Annotated in this window: 17 protein-coding genes; 12 read left to right on the forward strand and 5 right to left on the reverse strand. The window is 70.9% G+C overall.

Annotation, left to right across the window (positions count from 1 at the left end; translation table 11 throughout):
- Positions 1-189: 189 nt before the first annotated feature.
- From AC0VXQ_RS00580 to AC0VXQ_RS00615, 8 genes are all read left to right on the forward strand, one after another.
- Positions 190-2,235 (forward strand): DUF6541 family protein, encoded by a 2,046-nt coding sequence (locus AC0VXQ_RS00580; protein WP_475528732.1) that lies wholly within the window; start codon positions 190-192, stop codon positions 2,233-2,235.
- Between the two features lie 83 nt (positions 2,236-2,318).
- On the forward strand, positions 2,319-3,074 hold the full coding sequence (locus tag AC0VXQ_RS00585; protein ID WP_058730269.1) for a glycosyltransferase family 2 protein: 756 nt from the start codon (positions 2,319-2,321) through the stop codon (positions 3,072-3,074).
- Complete coding sequence (locus AC0VXQ_RS00590; protein WP_244884138.1) at positions 3,071-3,589, forward strand: DUF2304 domain-containing protein; 519 nt, start codon at positions 3,071-3,073, stop codon at positions 3,587-3,589. The genes AC0VXQ_RS00585 and AC0VXQ_RS00590 overlap by 4 nt, the downstream gene beginning before the upstream one ends.
- Complete coding sequence (locus tag AC0VXQ_RS00595) at positions 3,586-4,461, forward strand: glycosyltransferase family 2 protein (protein WP_061225876.1); 876 nt, start codon at positions 3,586-3,588, stop codon at positions 4,459-4,461. The genes AC0VXQ_RS00590 and AC0VXQ_RS00595 overlap by 4 nt, the downstream gene beginning before the upstream one ends.
- 13 nt (positions 4,462-4,474) lie before the next feature.
- A complete protein-coding gene (locus AC0VXQ_RS00600; RefSeq protein ID WP_174520384.1) occupies positions 4,475-5,908 on the forward strand; it encodes a hypothetical protein in 1,434 nt (477 codons plus the stop codon).
- A 68-nt stretch (positions 5,909-5,976) separates the two neighbouring features.
- On the forward strand, positions 5,977-6,450 hold the full coding sequence (locus tag AC0VXQ_RS00605; protein ID WP_081101694.1) for a DinB family protein: 474 nt from the start codon (positions 5,977-5,979) through the stop codon (positions 6,448-6,450).
- Between the two features lie 161 nt (positions 6,451-6,611).
- Positions 6,612-7,163: a hypothetical protein gene (locus AC0VXQ_RS00610; protein WP_131800610.1), complete on the forward strand. Its 552-nt coding sequence runs from the start codon at positions 6,612-6,614 to the stop codon at positions 7,161-7,163.
- Between the two features lie 24 nt (positions 7,164-7,187).
- Positions 7,188-7,673: a lamin tail domain-containing protein gene (locus tag AC0VXQ_RS00615; RefSeq protein WP_129358106.1), complete on the forward strand. Its 486-nt coding sequence runs from the start codon at positions 7,188-7,190 to the stop codon at positions 7,671-7,673.
- Positions 7,674-7,767: 94 nt separating this feature from the next.
- Here the strand turns inward: AC0VXQ_RS00615 and gdhA are convergent, their stop codons facing one another.
- Both gdhA and AC0VXQ_RS00625 read right to left on the reverse strand, forming a co-directional pair.
- On the reverse strand, positions 7,768-9,117 hold the full coding sequence (gene gdhA, locus AC0VXQ_RS00620) for an NADP-specific glutamate dehydrogenase (RefSeq protein ID WP_279752169.1): 1,350 nt from the start codon (positions 9,115-9,117) through the stop codon (positions 7,768-7,770).
- Between the two features lie 57 nt (positions 9,118-9,174).
- A complete protein-coding gene (locus tag AC0VXQ_RS00625; RefSeq protein ID WP_081275584.1) occupies positions 9,175-9,534 on the reverse strand; it encodes an EamA family transporter in 360 nt (119 codons plus the stop codon).
- A 112-nt stretch (positions 9,535-9,646) separates the two neighbouring features.
- Between AC0VXQ_RS00625 and AC0VXQ_RS00630 the strand changes: the two genes are divergently transcribed.
- Entirely contained in the window at positions 9,647-14,713 is a 5,067-nt protein-coding gene (locus AC0VXQ_RS00630) for an NAD-glutamate dehydrogenase (RefSeq protein ID WP_475528739.1), read from the forward strand.
- A gap of 229 nt (positions 14,714-14,942) precedes the next feature.
- Here AC0VXQ_RS00630 and AC0VXQ_RS00635 read toward each other — a convergent pair whose 3' ends face one another.
- Entirely contained in the window at positions 14,943-15,146 is a 204-nt protein-coding gene (locus AC0VXQ_RS00635; protein ID WP_058730262.1) for a cold-shock protein, read from the reverse strand.
- Positions 15,147-15,471: 325 nt separating this feature from the next.
- Positions 15,472-16,296 carry a class I SAM-dependent methyltransferase gene (locus AC0VXQ_RS00640; RefSeq protein WP_224800000.1) on the reverse strand — a complete coding sequence of 275 codons (825 nt, stop codon included), beginning with the start codon at positions 16,294-16,296 and terminating at the stop codon, positions 15,472-15,474.
- Between the two features lie 126 nt (positions 16,297-16,422).
- Here AC0VXQ_RS00640 and AC0VXQ_RS00645 point away from each other — a divergent pair, with 126 nt between their 5' ends.
- Both AC0VXQ_RS00645 and AC0VXQ_RS00650 read left to right on the forward strand, forming a co-directional pair.
- Positions 16,423-17,133: a TetR/AcrR family transcriptional regulator gene (locus tag AC0VXQ_RS00645; protein WP_061225882.1), complete on the forward strand. Its 711-nt coding sequence runs from the start codon at positions 16,423-16,425 to the stop codon at positions 17,131-17,133.
- Between the two features lie 210 nt (positions 17,134-17,343).
- Positions 17,344-19,116 carry an oleate hydratase gene (locus tag AC0VXQ_RS00650; protein WP_475528746.1) on the forward strand — a complete coding sequence of 591 codons (1,773 nt, stop codon included), beginning with the start codon at positions 17,344-17,346 and terminating at the stop codon, positions 19,114-19,116.
- Positions 19,117-19,210: 94 nt separating this feature from the next.
- Here the strand turns inward: AC0VXQ_RS00650 and AC0VXQ_RS00655 are convergent, their stop codons facing one another.
- Complete coding sequence (locus tag AC0VXQ_RS00655; RefSeq protein ID WP_475528748.1) at positions 19,211-20,062, reverse strand: 3-hydroxyacyl-CoA dehydrogenase; 852 nt, start codon at positions 20,060-20,062, stop codon at positions 19,211-19,213.
- A gap of 289 nt (positions 20,063-20,351) precedes the next feature.
- Between AC0VXQ_RS00655 and AC0VXQ_RS00660 the strand changes: the two genes are divergently transcribed.
- Entirely contained in the window at positions 20,352-20,759 is a 408-nt protein-coding gene (locus tag AC0VXQ_RS00660) for a cupin domain-containing protein (protein WP_129358104.1), read from the forward strand.
- Positions 20,760-20,782: the final 23 nt, after the last annotated feature.

The raw sequence follows: 20,782 nt of genomic DNA on the forward strand, positions 1-20,782 counted from the left end.
CGCGCCCCGGCAGCCCCCGGTCGTGTTCGGGCGCGTCCCAGCCCCGTGCCGCCGACGACGGGCCGGCCCTCCGGTTCTGCGCCGGGGCTGCCGTCGTCGACGGACGACGCCCGAGCGGCGGCTCGCGCCCACCCAGCGCAGACCCGTCGGCACACCGAAGGAACCCCACGGAAACGGAGCCCGCACCCCATGGCATGGCTGAGCCTCGTCCCCTCCCTGGCCCTGTGCGCCGCGATCCTGGTGATCCCGGGGCTGCTCGTGACGCTGGCGGTGCGGGTGCGCGGCTTCGACGCCCTGGCCCTGTCCCCGGCCGTCTCCGTGGCCGTGATCGCCGTCAGCGCCATCGTCGCACCGCATCTCGGTCTGCGCTGGGCGCTGTGGATCCCCCTGCTGGGCGCACTGCTCCTGGCCCTCGTGCTGGGGGCCGTGCACCTGCTGCTGACCCGCACCGGCCTCGCCGATCGACCCGCCCCCCGGCCCACCGACCGATCCGCCGAGACCCCCGCCTCCGCTGCCGCCGGGAGCTGCCGGCCCGCGTCCCGGTGGTTCGACCGCGAACAGGGTCGATACTGGGTCGCCCTGGTCCTGGCCGGCGGGCTCATGCTGCGGGTGCTCACCAATGCGGTCGGCAGCCCCCAGTGGTTCTCCCAGACCTTCGACAACAACTTCCACCTCAATGCCGTGCGGTGGATCGCGGACACCGGCGACGCCTCCTCGATGACCCTCACCGCGATGACCTCCGGGGACGAGGCACCCGCGTTCTACCCCGCGGCCTGGCACGACGTCGTCTCCCTCGTGTTCATGACCGGAGGGGACACCATCCCCGCGGCCACCAACGCGATGATCCTCGTGGTCGGCGCCCTCGTGTGGCCGCTGAGCGTGCTCTTCCTGCTGCGCAGCATGCGCCGCTTCGGGCTGCCCGCCGTCCTCTGCTCCGCGCCCCTGCTGGCCGGATTCAGCGCCTTCCCCCTGCTGCTGATCTTCTTCGGGGTGCTCTACCCCAACGTCCTGGGCCTGGCCCTGATCCCGGCCGGCCTCGGAATCGTCCTGGAGCTGTTCCGCCTGGGGGAGGCCCGCCGACTGGACACCGCCCAGGCCGTGCTCCTGGGCCTGCCGTCCGCCCTCGGCGTCGCCCTGGCCCACCCCAACGCCGTCATGTCCCTGCTGGTCATGGCCGTTCCCATCCTCGTGCTGCGCGCCCTGCGCCAGATCCGCCGCGCCGCCGCCGGAACCACCCGTCCCCTGGCCGCGCTCGGGCAGGTCCTGCTGATCGCGGGACTGCTGTGGTTCGTGTGGTACCTGTGGGGCGTCGTGCGCCCGCAGGAGAGCGCGGCCGCGTGGGGCCCGTCCACCAGCGACAGCCAGGCCTTCGGCGAGGCCCTGCTCAACGCGCCGCTGAGCCTCGTGTGGGCCCAGTGGACCGTGAGCATCTTGGCGGCGCTCGGCGTCGTCGCCGCCTTCCGGGCACGCACCAACCGGTGGCTGCCCCTGACCTACGGCGTGCTCATCTACTACTACGTGGCCGTGCGCTACCTGCAGTGGGACCAGGATCGCATGTGGGTGACCGGGGTCTGGTACAACGATCCGTACCGCCTGGCCGCGCTGCTGCCCCTGGCCGCGATCCCGCTGGCCGTGCTCGGGGTGCAGATGATCGCGGAGGACCTCGCCCGCTGGCGCCCCCTGCAGGTGCTGGCGCGCCGCTCGCCCCGGGCCGCCGGGCGGGTCGGTCTCGGACTGGGTGCGGTCAGCCTGATCCTGGTCACCGCCCTGACGCAGTTCGCCCGGCCCCTCACCCAGATGATGGACAACTCCTACTGGACCTACTACCCTGGCCCCGGGGCGGCCCTGGTCTCCGCGGACGAGCTGGACGTGCTGGAGGCCATGGATCGCTGGGTGCCCGCGGAGGACGTCGTCGTCGTCAACCCCTTCACCGGCGGTGCCCTCGCCTACGCCCTGGCCGACCGGCGCACCACCGCCGAACACACCCTCTACACGCCGACCCCCGCCGAGCGGACCATCGACGAATCCCTGAGCGAAGCCCGCGAGGACCCCGCCGTGTGCCGGGCGGTGGAGGAGGCCGACGCCCGCTGGGTCCTGGACTTCGGGGATCGGGAGGTCAACAACGGGGACTCCGATCGGTACCGCGGCCTGGAGGGTCTCGAGCAGGCCGGGGTCGCCCGCACCGTCTACCGCGCGGGAGACGCCAAGCTGCTGGAGATCACCGCATGCCGCTGACCCCGTGTACCCGCCGCGCCGCGTCCGGTCCCGCTGCGCAGGCGCCGGTGCCATCGGGTTCGGCCCGGTAGACTGGAGGCACTATGGCACAGACTCCCGAGGCCCCGCAGCAGCCGAGCTGCCTCATCATCATGCCCGCGTGGAATGAGGAAGAGGTCATCGACTCGACCCTGCGCGAGCTGCAGGACACCATGCCCGGCCATGACCTCCTCGTCGTCGACGACGGATCCACCGACGCCACCGCCCGCGTGGCCCGCGCCGCCGGCGCCAACGTGCTCCAGCTGCCCTACAACATGGGGGTCGGCGGGGCCATGCGCGCCGGGTACAAATACGCCCAGCGCCTGGACTACGACCGCGCGATCCAGGTCGACGCCGACGGCCAGCACGACCCCCGCGATATCGAGCGCGTCCTGGCCGGGCTGGAGCACGCCGACATCTCCATCGGGGCGCGCTTCGCCGAACGCGGCACCTACAAGGCCTCCGGGCCCCGGCGGTGGGCCATGAGCCTGCTCGCCCGGATGTTCTCCCGCGTGGCCGGGACCCGGCTGACCGACGTCACCAGCGGCTTCCGGGCCGGCAACCGCCGGGCCATCGCCCAATACTGCCGCTACTTCCCCGCCGAGTACCTCGGCGACACCATCGACTCCCTGGCCATGGCCCTGCGCGCCGGACTCAACGTGACCCAGGTGCCCGTGGAGATGCGCGAACGGCAGGCCGGCACCCCGTCGAACAACCCCTGGAAGTCCGCGGTGTACCTGGTCCGCTCGCTGTTCTCCTTCCTGCTGTCCATGACCCGGCGCCGCATCACCCCCCACGCAACCGAAGGAGGGCAGGCGTGAGCATCTCCACCGTCTTCTTCCTCATCCTCGGCCTGATCGTCCTCGTCGCCGTGGTCAGGCTCGTGCGGAACCTCAAGCTGCGCGAGAAGTACGCCGCCCTGTGGCTGTTCCTCGGTCTGATCACCGTGGTCCTCATGCTCTTCCCCCGGCTGCTGGACCGGCTCGCCTCCTGGGTGGGGGTGGCCACGCCCGTGAACCTGCTGTTCCTCATCGCGATCCTGCTGCTGCTGGGCATCTGCCTGCACCTGTCCCTGGAGATCTCCCGGCTGGAGGATGAGACGCGGGTGCTCGCCGAGGAGTGCGCGATCCAGCGCTCGCTGCTGATCCGGGAGCTGGAGCGCACCGGGCAGCGACGCAACCCCACCGCCTCCCTGCCCATCATCCACCCCGATGACGTCCCCCGCCCGGACATCGCTGAGGCGGGTGCCGCCCGCGGCGGCGCCTCCGGCCGACCGGGTCGCACCGGGGCCGGGCCGACCGAGACCCCTGACACCGACACCCCGGAGAAGCCATGACCGTCGACATCCTCTTCCCCTACTACGGCGACGTCGCCCTGATGAAGCAGGCCGTGAAGTCCGTGCTCGGCCAGACCGAACGCGACTGGCGCATGGTCGTCATCGACGACGGCTACCCGGATGACTCGATCCCCGGCTGGTTCGACTCCCTCGGGGATGAGCGCGTCACCTACCTGCGCAACGAGCAGAACCTCGGTGCCAACGGCAACTACCGCAAGGCCCTGACCTTCGTGGAGAACGAGCTCGTCGTCGTCATGGGCGCCGACGACGTCATGCTGCCCAACTACATCGAATGGCTGGTGGCGGCCGCCCAGGCCCAGCCCGAGGCGCAGATCTTCCAGCCCGGGGTGTTCGTGATCGACGAGCACAACGCCCCTTCCAACACGCTCGTGGAGAAGACCAAGGCCGTGTACCGGCCCAAGCGCACCACCCTCCTGAAGGGCGAGGACCTGGCCGTGTCCATCCTGCGCGGGGACTGGCTGTACTTCCCGTCCCTGGGGTGGCGGGCCGAGACCATCACCGAGCTCGGCTTCCGCGAGGGCCTGGACGTCGTGCAGGACATGGCGCTGGTCATGGACGTGGCGATGAGCGGCGGGGCGCTGTACTACGACGAGACCGTCGCGTTCATGTACCGCCGCCACCAGGCCTCCGACTCCTCCTGGCGCGCCCTGGAGGGCACCCGCTTCGACGAGGAGCGACGGTTCTTCCAGACCATGGCCGATGAGATGGGGGCCCTGGGCTGGACCAAGGCCGCCGGAGTGGCGAAGCTGCACCTGTCCTCGCGCCTGCACGCCGCGACGCTGCTGCCGCGCGCCGCACTGGCCCGGAAGTGGAACGGTGTGCGAAACCTCGCCGCGCACCTGGTGAGATAGCGGAGCCACCGCGGTGTCAGCGGGATCCGAGGAACCGGTGCTGATCGGGCAGCGGGAGCTGGCCGCCGAGCGCCCCGGGACGGGCCGGGGCATCACCGCCCGGGAATCCGGGGCCATCCTCGTGGCTTCCGCGGTCACCGCCGTCTCCGCGCTGGGGGCGACCGTGATCGCGCAGTACGCGCTGCCGGCCGGGCAGGTCTCCGAGTTCCTGGTCTTCTGGTCCCTGCTCTTCGGCCTCTACGGGGTCATCGCGGGCATCCAGCAGGAGGCCACCCGCGCGGTCGGCGCCGCGCGGCTGTCCTGCGCTCCTGGAGGCGAGCCGATGCACCGGGGCGGTGAGGGGGCCGACGGGGCTCGCCCCGGGGCGCGGGTGGTGCCGGTCGCGGTGGGCATCGGCGCTCTCCTCGCGGTCCTCGTTGCGCTGAGCTCCCCGGCCTGGGCGGATGACCAGGTGCCCTCCGGCAGCACCCGGGCGGTGCTCCTGGTGTGCCTGGGGGTGTGCCTGTACGCGGTCCACGCCGCGATGAGCGGGGCGGCCGCCGGGCGCCAGCGCTGGTACCAGTTCGCCGGGCTCGGCGGCGGGGAGGCCGCGTGGCGGCTGCTGGCGATGCTCGGCGTCGGCGCCGCGGCCGGCACCCTGGGAGGGCTGGAGGCCGCGGTGGTCTCCCCGGTGCTGCTGTGGGCGGTCCTGGTGCTCCTCAGTCGGGAGGGACGGCGCACCTTCGCCGCCCGCGCCGACGTCCCACCCGGGCGTCTGACGCGCAACACCTTCCTGGCGATGGGCTCCTCCGCGGCCTCCGCGGTGCTCATGGTCGGGTTCCCCGTGGTGCTGAAGGCCACCGAGGGGGAGCACCCGGATCAGTACCGCTCGATGGTCCTCGGGGTGCTGATCCTCGGGATCTCCATCACCCGCTCGCCCATCATGATCCCGCTGCAGGCCTTCCAGGGGGTGGCGATCAGCGCGTTCCTCAGGCAGCGGCACCGGCCCCTGGCCGCGATGCTCCGCCCCGCGGCGGCGCTGCTGGGCATCGGGCTCCTCGGCGGCGGGCTGGCCTGGGTGATCGGGCCCGTTCTGTTCCGCCTGATCTACCGCCCCCAGCCGGAGCAGGTCCGGGTCTACGACGACGTCGTGCACGGTTGGCTGCTGGGCCCGCTGACCTTCGCCTCCGCGATCATGGCGCTGCTGGTGCTGACCGGGACCGCGGTGCTGGCCTTGGACGCCCACCGGACCTACGTGCTCGGCTGGGCGGTGGCCGCGGTCGTCGCCGTCGGGCTGCTGCTCCTGCCCCTGGGGCTGATCCCGCGGGCCATGATCGCGCTGTACCTCGCCCCGGCCTGCGGCGTCGCGGTGCACCTGGTCGGCATGGTGCGCGCCGCGCGGCGGTACCGAATTCAGGAGTCTTCACAGACGGCAGTTCCTGGCGGTCAGCTGGCGGCCCGGTCGTGAGCGGGCGCGCGATCGACGGACAGGGCAGGGCGGAGCCCTCAGGCATCGGCGACGAACTGAGCCTGCTCATGCAGTTCCTGGAATTCCACCGGGCCACGGTGGCTTGGAAGTGCAGCGACGTGGATGATCAGCGGCTGCGGCAGAAGCTGCCGCCCTCGGAGCTGAGTCTTGCGGGTCTGCTGAACCACCTGGCCTTCGTGGAGGACTACTGGTTCTCACATGTGGTCGCATCGGCCCCACTGCGGGAGCCATGGGTGTCGATGCCCTGGGGGCGGGATCCGGATGCGGAATTTCATCAAGCGCATAAGCTGACCGGGATTGGGCTGCGACGGCGGTGGGGGGAAGCCTGCGATAGGAGCCGCGATGTCCTCGATGGCCTCATCGCTGGTGGTTCCCACCTCGAGACGGCGTATCGGCGCCCGGGGGACAGCTCTCCCCGCTCCCTGCGCTGGATCCTGCTCCACATGATCGAGGAATATGCGCGCCACAATGGACACGCCGATCTGCTGAGGGAGGCTGTCGATGGGCTGACCGGCGAGTGAGGTCTCGGTGGGTTCCTCCGACTCCCCGGAGGGGTGCCCGTGGACGGGGGCAGTCCTGGTCTCAGGTACGATCCTGAACTGTGAGCAGAAGATCACTCGCATTGTCCTTCGCTGTCCTTTCCCCGCTTCTGCTGGCTGGTTGCGGCCAGGGGTCAGACGATGTGGAAGAGACCCGGTCACTCTTGGCGGTGGACGCGCCGGCGTCCGCCGATTCCGAAGAGGCGCAGAAGCGGGGGACGTCCATGCAGAAGCTCGGTGACGAGGTGGCGGTGGAGCAGGACGGCGAGATGCTCTATCGCTTCCGCGTGAACTCCATGGAGACCATGACAGTGGAACAGTGCCCCAATGGCGGTGGAAGCATGGGAGACCTGGTGGAGAATGGTCGTCTGATGAAGCTGTCGATCGACGAGGAGATCGGAGACGTCGCGGGGTCGGACAACCCCACGATCCGTTCCTTCGATGGCGACGGTCTTCTGGGTGTCAGCCAGGCGTCGTGGACCTACACCACCGACAAGGACACCAGGGTCAATGAGATCATGACACCCATCACGTACAATTGTCTCGGTCCGGGTGAATCGCTGCCGGACATGATGCAGTCCGGCGAGAAGGCCTCCGGCGACATGATGCTCGATCTTCCAGGCGACGCCGGGGTCCTGACCTACACGGATGCTTACACCTCCCAGAGATTCCGATGGGAGGTCTCCGCCCAGTAAGCCCCCACACGACGGATGGAACCGATGCCTTTCCTCTACTCCCGCTCCCTGCGCACGGCCGCCGCTGCCGCCGCGCTCGCCGTCCTGATCCCCGCCGCGACGATGGCCCCGGCCGACGCCGCCGTCGGCAAGCCCGTGGACATCGTCAAGATCCGCTACGACCTGCCGGGAAATGACGGGAGCGGCAACCGCCAGTACGTCCAGGAGTTCATCCAGCTGCGCAACGTCAGCGGCAGACCCGTCAACCTGACCGGCTACCGCGTCCAGGACGACGGCGCCAAGCACACCTTCGCCTTCCCCCGGAACTTCGTCCTCGGCGCGGGGAAGACCGTGGAGGTGCACAGCGGGAAGGGCCGCGCCACCGGGTCCATCCAGTACTGGAACACCACGAGCTTCGTCTGGAACAACGACCATGATCGCGCCACCCTGCGCGACGGCCGCGGCAAGGTCCTGGACACCTGCGGCTACGTCGGAACCCACGCGAAGGGCGGAGCCACCAAGACCTGCTGACTCCCCGGCGATGCGCCGCCCTCCCGGCGGTACGGCCCTCGGCAGCCGTCGCACCTGGGGGGACGGCGCATCGCCCACCGCGCCCGGCGTCCGGTCAGATCACGCCCTGCGCCAGCATCGCGTCCGCGACCTTCCGGAAGCCGGCGATGTTCGCCCCCGTCACGTAGTCCCCGGTCCGCCCGTACTCCTCCGCGGTCTGCTCGCAGGCCGTGAAGATGTTGGTCATGATCTGACGCAGCCGCTGATCCGTGTACTCGAAATCCCACGTATCCCGGGTCGCGTTCTGCTGCATCTCCAGGGCCGACGTCGCCACCCCGCCCGCATTCGAGGCCTTCCCCGGGGCGTAGGCGATCCCCTCCTCCCGGTACACCTCGATCGCCTCCTGCGTGGAGGGCATGTTCGCGCCCTCCGCGACGAAGCGGCACCCGTGCGAGGCCAGCAGACGCGCCGCCTCGCCGTCGAGCTCGTTCTGGGTGGCGCACGGCAGGGCGATGTCGCACTCCAGCTCCCACACGTTCCCGCCCTCGGAGAATCGGGCGCCCGAGACCTCCTCGGCGTAGGCGGACACGCGCTCGCGGCGCTGCTCCTTGACCCGGCGCAGCAGATCCACGTCCACCCCGTCCGGGGTGTGCACGCACCCGGAGGAATCCGAGAAGCCGACGACGGTGGCACCCAGCTGCTGGGCCTTCTCGATCGCGTAGATCGCCACGTTCCCGGAGCCGGAGACCACGACCCGCGCGCCGTCGAAGGAGGCGTCGTGCGCGCGCAGCATCTCCGCGGTGAAGTAGACCAGCCCGTACCCGGTGGCCTCGGTGCGCACCAGGGACCCGCCCCAGGCCAGGCCCTTGCCGGTGAGCACCCCGGACTCGTGCCGGTTGGCCAGGCGCCGGTACTGCCCGAACAGGTACCCGATCTCCCGGGAGCCGACGCCGATGTCCCCCGCGGGGACATCCGTGTACTCCCCGAGGTGCCGGTGCAGCTCGGTCATGAACGACTGGCAGAAGCGCATGATCTCCGCGTCGGAGCGGCCCTTGGGGTCGAAGTCCGAGCCGCCCTTCCCGCCGCCGATCGGCAGGCCCGTCAGGGAGTTCTTGAAGATCTGCTCGAAGCCCAGGAACTTCACGACCCCCAGGTTGACCGACGGGTGGAAGCGCAGACCGCCCTTGTACGGTCCCAGGGCGGAGTTGAACTGCACTCGGAAGCCCCGGTTGACCTGCACGCGCCCGTGGTCATCCACCCACGGCACCCGGAAGATCAGCTGCCGCTCCGGCTCCACGAGCCGCTCGATCAGCCCGTGCTCCCCGTAGGCCGGGTCCTGCTCCAGGAGCAGGCCCAGGCTGCCGAAGACCTCGCCCACCGCCTGGTGGAACTCCGGTTCGCCCGGATTGCGCCGCAGCACCTCCCGGTAGAAGCCGTCGATCTTCTCGCTCACGTCCGATGCCACGGTGTGCTCCTCATCTCTCGGCTGCCGTCCGCCGCCCACTCTACGGGGACAGCCGGATCATCCGGAGATCAGGGCGACCCCGCCGAGCACCACCGCGGCCCCCAGCAGACGCCGGCCCGGGTTCGCCTCCTTGAAGATCAGCCACCCCAGCAGCGAGCCGATGACGATGCTCGTCTCCCGCAGCGGGGCCACCAGGGACACCGGCTGGGTCTGCATCGCGATCAGCACCAGCACGTACGCGGCGGGGGAGAACGCCGCGATCGCCAGGATCGGCCACACGTTCTCCCGGAGGGTCCGGCCCAGCACGTACCACCACACGAACACGAAGGAGTCCCCCGTCTTCGCCTTCGCCGCGAGGTTCCAGATCGCGTGGAACACGGCGGCCGTCAGGACGAGGCCGAGGGCTGCGGGTGTCATGGGCCGAGTCTAGGAGCTCGCGCTCGGACCGTCACCCGGCGGAGGCTATCCTGGGACGAGGCCGAGACGACCACAACGACGTGTCCAGTCTTCCAGGAAGGTATCCGCCACCGTGCCTCTGAACCCGAGCACCGAGTCCACCGACCCCCTCGCCGATCCCCGGATCGACCCCTGGATCCGGCGGTACTACCAGCACTCCACCGCCGAGGACCTGGCCGAGAGCACCCGGGAGGAGCTGCTGGAGCGGGCCCGCCTGCACCGGGACCTCGCCGAGCATCGCCGGCCGCAGGAGGCCTCCGTGCAGGTGGTGCGCACCGGGCGCGGCTGGACCTTGATGATCGTCACCGACGACATGCCCTTCCTCGTCTCCTCCGTGACCGCGGAGGTCGCCGGGAACCACGGCGGCTCCGACGCCCTGTTCCACCCCGTCTTCCTCGTGCACCGGGACCCGGACACCGGCGCCCTGGAATCCCTGCGCGGACTGGAGACCAAGCAGCCGGTGGCCAGCGGGGACACCGCCGCGATCCCGTCCCTGGGGCCGGCCGTCGGCAAGGCCTCCGCGATCGAGTCCTGGATCAGCATGGACCTGTCCGACGTCGACGACGAGCGCTCCGCCCAGCACCTCACCGCGGCGATCCACCGGGTCCTGGCCGATGTGCGCCGGGCCCACCGCGACGCCGAGGCCGTGCGGGAGAAGGTCCTGGACCTCTCCGAGCGGGTCGGGACCCTCGCCGACCCGGAGCAGGGCACCGGGCCCCTGCGGGTCCAGGACGCCGCCCCGGACGCCGCCGAGCATCCGCAGGTGGTGCGGGAGTTCCTGGCGTGGCTGGCCCGGGAGAACTTCCTGTTCTTCGGGTACAAGGAGCGGGACCTGCGCGAGGGCCCCGACGGGCTGAGCATCTCCGACCGGCCCGGCACCGGCCTGGGCATCCTCGCCGAGGAGGACGGGCACGACGTCGACCCTGAGCCGCGCCTGCTCACCGGACGCTCCCGGGACAACGCCGCCGACCGGAAGATCGTCTACATCACCAAGGCCAACTCCCGCTCCACGATCCACCGGCACGAGTTCCTGGACTACATCGGGCTGCGGGACCTCGACGCCTCCGGGCGGGTGATCGGGGAGTACGTGATCCTGGGACTGTTCTCCCTGCGGGCCTACTCCCTGCCCGCCACCGAGACGCCGCTGATGCGCGAGCGGGTGCGGGTGGTGCGCAACCGGCTGGGATTCCAGCCCGGCTCCCACTCGGACAAGACCCTCACCGGCATGATCGAGGAGTACCCGCGCCTGGAGCTGCTGCAGGCGGACCAGGACACCCTCACGGACACCTTCGCGGGTATCATGGGCCTGGAGGAGCGGCGGCGCACCCGGCTGTTCCTGCGCCCGGACGAGTTCGGGCGGTTCGTCTCCGCCGTCGTGTTCCTGCCGCGGGACCGGTACAACACCGGGGTGCGCCAGCGCATCGAGGCCGTGCTGCACCGGGAGATCGACCTGGCCTCCAGCGACTTCGAGGTGCACCTGTCCGTCTCCGCCCTGGCCCGGATCTTCTTCCGGCTGCGCCTGGCGGACCCGGATCAGGTCCCGGACCTGGACGTCGCCGCGATCGAGCGGAAGCTGCAGGCCGCGACCCGCTCCTGGCCCGAGGCCCTGGAGACCGCGCTGCATGCGCAGGGCACCGCCGACGCCGCCTCCTGGGCCGACGCCGCCCCGGCCACCTACCGCGCGGACTACGAGATCGAGGACGCGGTGGCCGACGTCGCCGTGTTCACCCGGCTGCTGGCCGCCGGAGCGGACCGCCCGGCCGCGGTGCGCCTGCACCGGCCCGACGGGCACGGGCAGCACCACCCGGACCAGACCCGGGAGCTGCGCCTGAAGACCTACCTGCGCGAACCCCGCACCCTCACCGCCCTGCTGCCGCTCATGCAGCACCTGGGCCTGACCGTCGTGGATCAGCGCCCCTACGACCTGCGGGCCCCCGGCGGGCAGGACGTGCTGCTCTACGACTTCGGGGTGATCTTCCCCGACGGGGTGGATCCGGAGGCCGTGCTCGAGCTGTACGAGGACGCCCTGTGCGCGGTGCTGTCCGGGCGGGCCGAATCCGACTCCCTGGACCGGCTGGTGCTGGCCGAGGCCCTGCCGTGGCGCACCGTCGCGATCCTGCGCGCCTACACCCGCTACCTGGTGCAGCTGGGCACCGGGTTCACCCCGGCGTTCATGGCCGACACCCTGCTGGCCCACCCGCGGGTGACCCGGCTGCTGGTGGAGCTGTTCGAGGCCGGCTTCGCCCCCGCGGCTTCCTCCCCGGCCGACGTCGACCCCGACGCCGCGCCGACGCAGGCGGACGACGTCGCGGCCCGGCGCGCCGCCCGGGAGGAGATCCGGGAGCGCATCGGGCGGGCTCTGGACGAGGTGCCCACCCTGGACGCGGACCGGATGCTGCGCGCGCTCGCGGAGGTCGTCGCGGCCACGGTGCGCACCAACGCGTACCAGGACCGGGCGAGCATCGCCTTGAAGGTGCGGCCCCGGGAGATCTCCTTCGCGCCGCTGCCGCGCCCGGCCTTCGAGATCTGGGTGCACTCCCCGCGCGTGGAGGGCGTGCACCTGCGCTTCGGGGAGATCGCCCGCGGCGGGCTGCGCTGGTCCGACCGGCGCGAGGACTTCCGCACCGAGGTGCTCGGGCTGGTCAAGGCGCAGATGGTCAAGAACGCCGTCATCATCCCGACCGGCGCCAAGGGCGGATTCTACGCCAAGCAGCTGCCGGACCCGGCCGCGGACCGCGAAGCCTGGATGGCGGAGGGGCGGGCCGCCTACTCCCTGTTCATCCGCTCCCTGCTGGACGTCACGGACAACCTCGTCACCGACGACGCCGGGCACCAGAGCGTGCGGCGCCCGGAGGGCGTCATCGCCCTGGACGCGGAAGACACGTACCTGGTGGTCGCCGCGGACAAGGGCACCGCGACCTTCTCGGACCTGGCCAACTCCATCTCCGCGGAGTACGGGTTCTGGCTGGGCGATGCCTTCGCCTCCGGCGGATCCGTGGGCTACGACCACAAGGCCATGGGCATCACCGCCCGCGGCGCGTGGGAGTCGGTCAAGCGCCACTTCGCGGAGCTGGGCATCGACTGCCAGGCCGAGGAGTTCACGGCCGTGGGCATCGGGGACATGTCCGGGGACGTGTTCGGCAACGGGATGCTGCGCTCGGAGCACACCCGGCTGGTGGCGGCCTTCGACCACCGGGACATCTTCATCGACCCGGACCCGGACCCCGCCTCCTCCTACGCCGAGCGGCAGCGGCTGTTCACCACCCCGCGCTCCAGCTGGCAGGACTACGACCGCTCCCTGATCTCCGCCGGCGGCGGGGTGTTCTCCCGCCGGGAGAAGTCCATCGAGCTGACCCCGCAGATCCGGGAGGCCCTGGGCATCGAGGAGGAGGTGGCGCGGCTGTCCCCGCCGGAGCTGGTCTCCGCGATCCTGAAGGCGCCCGTGGACCTGCTGTACAACGGCGGCATCGGCACCTACGTGAAGGCCTCCGGCGAGACCCACGCCGAGGTGGGGGACAAGGCCAACGACGCCCTGCGCGTGGATGGTGCTGACCTGCGCTGCCGCATCGTCGGGGAGGGCGGGAACCTGGGCTTCACCCAGCGCGGGCGCATCGAGGCCGCCCGCGCCGGGGTCATCCTCAACACGGACGCGATCGACAACTCCGCCGGGGTGGAGACCTCGGACCGGGAGGTGAACCTGAAGATCCTCGTGGACCGGCTGGTGGCCCGCGGGCTGCTGGAGGCCGAGGAGCGGGCGGGGTTCATCGAGGAGCAGACCGACGCCGTCGCCCGCGCCGTGCTGGAGACCAACCGGGAGCAGAACGTGCTCCTGCAGGCCGAGCGCCTGGGCACCATGCCCACCCGCTCCTCGGCCGTGCGGCTGATGCACCACCTCGAGGAGCACGCCGGGCTGGACCGGGGCATCGAGGACCTGCCCTCCGACGCCGAGCTGACCGCGCGCTTCGAGGACGGCTGGGGGCTGACCGGGCCGGAGCTGTCCGTGCTCGCCGCGTACGCGAAGATCGACGTGACCGCGGCCCTGCTCGACGCCGGCTTCGGCGAGGACCCGTGGCTGGCGCGCATCCTCGAGGAGTACTTCCCGGAGGAGGTGATCCGCCGCTTCGGCGGTGAGCTGGACGAGCACCCGCTGCGCCGGGAGATCATCTGCACCCGGGTGGCCAACGAGATGGTCAACACCGCCGGCATCACCTTCGCCTACCGGGTGCTGGAGGAGACCGGGGCCTCCGCGGCCAGCGTGGCCGCGGCCTTCCTGGTGGTGCGCGAGCTGTTCGGGATCCGCGGGCTCATGGAGCGCTTCCGCGCCCTGCCGGCCGACGTCGCCCCGGAGGCCTGGCGGGCCGTGGGCCGGGAGATCCAGCGGCTCGTGGACCGCGGCACCCGCTGGTTCATCGACGAGGGCACCCTGGCCGCCGGGGAGGTCGCGCAGTCCGTGGCGGAATCCCAGCGGATCGCCGCGGTGATCCGGCGGTACCGCCCGGCCCTGGAGCTGGCCGGGGACGTCCCGGAGCTGCTGGGGCCCGAGGCCGCCCGGCGCTGGACCGAGCGCTTCGAGGACGCCCGCTCCTGGGGGGTCCCGGAGGATCTGGCCCGGGACTGGGCCGGCCTGCTGGAGGCCTACCCGCTGCTGGATGTGGCCCGGCTGGCCGAGCAGGCCCCGGTCGGTCTGCGCTCCTGCGCCCTGGTGCGCTACGCGGTCGCGGACCGGTTCGACGCCGAGCTCCTGCTCGAGGCGATCACGCATCTGCCGCGAGGGGACCGCTGGGAGACCCTCGCCCGCTCCTCCCTGCGCTCGGACCTGTACGAGACCCTCGCGGACCTGACCCTGGCGGTGACCGAGGAGATCGGCGGCGCTGCGGCCGGTGACGGTGACGCGGCGGGCAGTGCTGGTGGCGACGGCGGGCCGGCTGAGGACGGCGCGGCGTCGTCCGGTGCCGACGAGGTGTCCGGGCCTGAGGAGGCCGAGCGCGCCGTGGCCGCCTGGGAGGAGCGCCACCCGGTGCACACCGCGCGGGTCGAGCGGCTGATGGAGGAGGTGCGCGCGCAGCTGGAGCACTCCCCGGATGCCCCGCGCCTGTCCACCCTGTCCGTGGCGGTCCGGGCCCTGCGCGACCTGGTGTAGCCGCCCTCCCCTCCCTCCCCTCACGCCGAACCGTCACTGGCGTGGCGCATCCGGGGCTCAGAAGGCACGCGAGTGACGGTTCGACGCCGTCACGTGCGCCGAGCCGTCACTCACGTGGGCTATCCGGGGTCCGGAAGCCACGCCGTTGACGGTTCGGTGCGCACGGAAAAAGGGGCGGCCCCGGGACTGGTGAGTCCCGGGGCCGCCCCCGTCGCATCGGGTGCGAGGATCAGATCGCGCGGATCGAGCTGGCCTGCATACCCTTGGGGCCGCGCTCGGGAGTGAACTCCACGGCCTGACCCTCCTCGAGGTTGCGGAAGCCGTTGCCCTCGATGGCGGAGTAGTGGGCGAACAGGTCGTCCGAGCCGTCGTCGGGAGCGATGAAGCCGTAGCCCTTTTCGCCGTTGAACCATTTCACGATGCCAGTGGCCATAATCTCTTGCTTTCGTTGGGGTGGCCGCGGAAGCGGCCGGTGCTGCTTCGCCGGCGGGGATGCCGGCGCGGGCGTCCTGCTCCGTGGGCGGCCGATCACCGGGACGCACGGCAGGTGCAGGAAGTCAGATGGAGAACTCATCGAGAAGTCCGGCCGGGCGCACCGGCCTGGGACTGCGAAAAGACCGCATCAGGGTCGTCATGAAGATCATGGGCGGTCCGTGCGAAGGTGATCTCCGAACCGCCGGATCACGTGCACCGTCAACACTACCAGCTCCAGGCCGCCGGCGGGGGAGCGTCGGTGAGTCCCTCGTCCCTCCGGCGTGTCACCGGGGTCGACGCAGCACCAGGGCCATGCCGCTGAGGTGGCGGCGGTGATCCCAGAACACCCGGTGCATCCGCTGCGCCCGCCGGGCCGCCCGAGGCCGACGCGCCATGTTCCCCAGGATCCGGAGGACTCCGGCGGCACCTTCGTCCACCAGCATCCGCCGCGGCTGCAGCATGGACATCGGCACCAGCTTCATCTGCTCCGGCCGCAGCCCCTGCGACTGGGCGAGGTCCTCCCAGTCCGGCACGGTCAGCGGACGGGCCGGCAGGCGCAGCTCCCGCGTCAGGTTGCGGCGGATGCCCTCCTGCTCCAGCGCGGAGAGCTGACCGGGGCGCAGGGCCAGCTCGTGCACCCCGCACACCCCTCCCGGACGCAGGATCCGGTGGGCCTCGGCCAGCACCGCGGCCTTCTCCTCGTCTCCCAGGGTGGACAGCACCGCCTCGATGAGCACGACGTCGGCGGATGAGGCGGGCAGGCCGGTGCGCTCGGCGCGGCCGATGACCGCCCGGTATCGGGAGCCCTCCGGCAGCAGGTCCGCGATCATCTGCTGGGTCTCCTCGTCGGACTCCACCCCGGTGTACCCGGCGGGCGCGTCCGCCAGGATCGCCCGGGTGCCCAGACCCCGGCCGGGGAGGATCTCCACGACGTCGCGTCCTTCGACGGCGAGCTGAGTCAGCAGCCAGCGGGTGGTCTCCAATCCTCCGGGGCGCAGGACGCGCTTGCCCAGCTGAGCCAGAATCCACGGGTCCCGCGCCGCGGCCGATGGGCCGGCCCCTCCCCGATCACGGGCGGGATGAGTGCCGGTGCTCTCCGGGGGAGTCATCGTGCGGGCTTCCTCTCGGCGTCGATGCTGATGGGGGCGCTTCCAGCTTAGGCCGAGCGGAGTGCGCTCCGGGAGAGCGTGACGTTCTCCCCCGCGCCCTTCGGGCGACCCCGGTACCGTGGTGCCATGAGCACCGCCGCCCACGCCTCCGCCTCCTCCGCCCCTCGCGTCGCCGTCGAGCCCGCTGCCGATGCCGCCGCCGGGCCGGCGATCCCCGAGCCGGCCCTGGGCAAGCGGGCCGCGCAGCGCCAGCGCAAGACGGCCGCCATCGTGGAGGCCGCGACCCAGCTGTTCCGCAGCCGCGGCTATGAATCCGTGACCACCCAGCAGATCGCCGAGGCCGCCAGGGTCACCAACGGGGCCTTCTTCCGGCACGTCGGCTCCAAATCGGATCTGCTGGTGCGGGTGGTCAACGACCAGCTGCGCACCGGGCACGACCGCGCCCTGGCCTCCCTCGAGGAGGGGGCCGACCCCACGCAGGCGATCCTGGACCTGATGGTCCCGCTGCGGGACCTCTCCCTGGAGCACCCGGAGCTGGCCACCGCCTACATCCGCGAGGTGGTCTTCGCCCGCAGCACCCTGACCGAGGGCTCCCTGGAGCAGATCGATCGGATGCGCTTCGCGATCGAACGGATCCTGCGTCACGCGGATGCCGCGGCCGACGCCGACCGGGCCGGGCAGCGCCCCGCGGACTACTGCGCATTCGCCGCGGACACCGTGTTCTCCTCGATCTGCATCGAGCTGGTGCGCGCCTCCCTGGGCCGCTCCGACGTGCTGAGCCTGCCCGAGCGCTTCCGCACCATGATCACCCGGCTGGTGGAGATGCTGCTGCGCTGAGGCCCGCGAGTCCGGACGGTGCGACACCCCGTGCATCGCGCCGTTGCTCGGCTCGTCATCGACGATGGCGCTCGGCCCGACCGGGCGGGGTGATGGGGGAGACCGACGGGCGTCATCGTGCTCTCAGGGCGACCCCTGCGTCGAAAAAGCGGAGTACACTCCGAATTGAGGGCGGGCCCGATGGAGCGACTCGCCGGAAGGAGACGAACCATGTACTACAGCAGCGGCAACTACGAAGCATTCGCCCGGCCCCGCAAGCCCGAGGGGGTGGAGCACAAGCACGCCTACCTCGTCGGCGCCGGACTCGCCTCCCTGGCCGCCGCCGGATTCCTCGTCCGCGACGGGCAGATGCCGGGGGAGAACATCACGATCCTCGAGGCCAGCGACATCGCCGGCGGGGCCCTCGACGGCGTCGAGGACCCCCACCGGGACGGCTTCCTCATCCGCGGCGGGCGCGAGATGGAGAACCACTTCGAATGCCTGTGGGACCTCTTCCACTCGGTGCCCTCCCTGGAGACCGAAGGCGCCAGCGTGCTGGATGAGTTCTACTGGCTGAACAAGGACGACCCCAACTACTCCCTGATGCGCGCGACCCGCAACCGCGGCGAGGACGGGGGCACGGACGGGAAGTTCGACCTCAGCCTCAAGGCCCAGAAGGATCTCCTGGACCTGTTCATGTCCCGAGACGAAGACCTCTACGACAAGAGGATCAACGACGTCATGGGCCAGGACTTCTTCGACTCCACCTTCTGGCTGTACTGGCGCACCATGTTCGCCTTCGAGGAATGGCACTCCGCCCTGGAGATGAAGCTGTACGTGCAGCGGTTCATCCACCACATCGGCGGCCTGCCGGACTTCTCCGCCCTGAAGTTCACCAAGTACAACCAGTACGAATCCCTGGTGAAGCCGCTGATCGCCTGGCTGCAGGAGCAGGGCGTGAAGGTGCAGTTCGACACCCGGGTGACCAACGTCGTCTTCGACATCACCGCGCAGAAGAAGACCGCCCGGCGCATCGAATGGCTGCGCGGCGGCGAGAAGGGCGGCGTCGACATCGACGAGGACACCCTCGTGTTCGTCACCAACGGCTCCCTGGTGGACAACTCCTCCTGGGGCACCAAGGACACCGCCCCCGAATGGGATTACAGCACCCCTGAGGGCGGGGCCTGGAGCCTGTGGAAGAACATCGCCCAGCAGGACCCGGACTTCGGGCGCCCGGACAAGTTCATCCACGCCCCCAACGTCCACGCCGAGCACGAGACGGCCTGGGAATCCGCGACCATCACCACCCTGGATGACAAGATCACCCCGTACATCGAGAAGATCTGCCGACGGGACCCGCATTCCGGGCGCGTGGTCACCGGTGGCATCGTCACCGCCCGGGACTCCGCCTGGCTGCAGTCCTGGACCATCAACCGCCAGCCGCACTTCGCCGCGCAGAAGCCCAACGAGCTGACCATCTGGTTCTACGGACTGTTCATCGACACCCCCGGCGACTTCATCAAGAAGCCGATGCGCGAGTGCACCGGGGACGAGATCTGCCAGGAATGGCTCTACCACCTGGGCGTGCCCGAGGAGCAGATCCCGCAGCTGGCCAAGGAATCCTGCATCACCCGGCCGTGCGCGATGCCCTTCGTCACCGCGTTCTTCATGCCGCGCACCGCGGGTGATCGTCCCCAGGTGGTGCCGGAGCACGTCACCAACTTCGCGTTCCTCGGGCAGTTCGCCGAGACCGTGCGGGACACGATCTTCACCACCGAGTACTCGGTGCGCACCGCGATGGAGGCCGTGTACCAGCTGCTCGACGTCGAACGCGGCGTGCCCGAGGTGTGGGGCTCCGTCTACGACGTGCGGGACCTGCTCCACGCCACGACCGCCGTGCGCGACGGCAAGCCCCTGCCGGTGCCCGGCTGGCTGCGCAAGCAGCTGGATAAGACCATGGTCGGGGACATGCTCGAGCGCTACGGCGTGATGAAGCCGGCCTGATCGGCTCCGCCCGCCCAGCGCGACGCCGCCCGGGCCCTCCTCTGAGGGGGCCGGGCGGCGTCGTCGTGTCCGCCGGGCAGATGGGTGCGTCGGGTCAGTAGGAGTAGAACCCGCCGCCGGCGTCCCGGCCGCGGCGGCCGCGGTCGATGAACTCGGTCTTGATCCGCTGAGCCACCTTCTTCGACTCCTCGGTCCCGGCGTTGAGGTTGATCTGGTAGACCGTCTCCATCCCGACGACGTCGAGGATCTGGAACGGGCCCAGCGGGGAGCCGGTGGCGGTGCGCCAGGTCTTGTCGATCTCCTCGGGCTCCGCGATGTCCTGGACCCACAGGTGCGTGGCGGCGTTGAGGAACGGCACCAGCAGCGTGTTCAGCACGTAGCCGGGCTGTTCCTTCTCCACGTGGATGGGCACCAGCCCGATCTGTCCCGCGAACTCCAGCACCTGCTGCACCGCCTGGGGGTCCGTGCCCGCGTGGCCCATCACCTCGCCGGTGTTGTTCTTCCACACCTCGTTGGCGAAGTGCAGGGCAAGGAACCGCTCCGGGTGTCCCGTGGCCGCGGCGATGTCGCTGGGCAGCAGGGTCGAGGAGTTGGTGCACAGCACCGCCTGCTCCGGGGCCGCTGCCCCGATCTGCGCCCACACCTTCCTCTTCAGCTCCAGGTTCTCCGGCACGGCCTCGATGACGACGTCGGCCTCGGCCAGCGCCTGCGCGAGATCGGCGCTGTGGTGCAGCCGGGAGCGGGTCTGCTCCAGCTGGTCCTCGGTGGCCTCCATGTCCCGAACGTAGAATCCGGCCAGCCGATCCCACCGGGTGGGGAGCTCGGCGAGGATCTCCTCGGAGATGTCATAGACCATCACCTCCTTCCCGAAGAACGCCGCCTGGAAGGCGATCTGGGAGCCCAGAACCCCTGAGCCGATGACGGTGACGTGCGTGAAGCCGCTCATGGTGTGCCTCGATCCTCGAATCGGTCCGGGAGCGCATCCTCGCGCCCCTCGCCGCCCACGATAGTCCTTCCGGAGTGCGCTCCGGAATGGGGTCAGGGTGGGTGGGTCCTGGGCTGATCCCCGGCGATCGGTGCCTTCCGGGGGCTGCGGCTGACCTAGAATCGGTATAGAAGATACCGAATATCTGGGAGGGGTCATGGCTCGAACGGGCATTCCAGGACGCGGCCCCGGTGCGCAACAGCCACGCCGAGCTTCTGCGCAGGGTCGGGCTGAGCTCGAGGAGGCGCAGATGAGCTCCGGAACCGCTGTCCACCTGCTCGACGCCGCCCCCGTTCCGGACCCCGGCCGTCCTCGCCCTGCAGTGGCCCGCGTGCTGCAGGGAGCCGGGGCGAATCTGATCCTGTTCGCCTTCGCCCCGGGGCAGAGTCTGCCCGAGCACCGGGCCGCGCACCCGATCACGGTGCAGTGCCTGCGCGGCACCCTGGACTTCACCTGGGGCGGACGCACCGAGCGGTTGGACCCCGGCACGGTGGTGCACCTGCCCGCACACGTCACGCATCGTGTGGACCGCCCGGACGACGACGCGTCGAACCCCCGTGACGGGGAGATCTCAGCCGTGCTGCTGCTGACCATGCTGACCGGCGCGCCGGAGACGGTGCCGCATCAGGCGGACCCGGGCTCGGCGTCGAAGAGCTGACCCCGGTGCCCGCCCCCGTCTGC

The sequence above is a fragment of the Rothia sp. QJM3NY_36 genome (genome assembly GCF_056173115.1).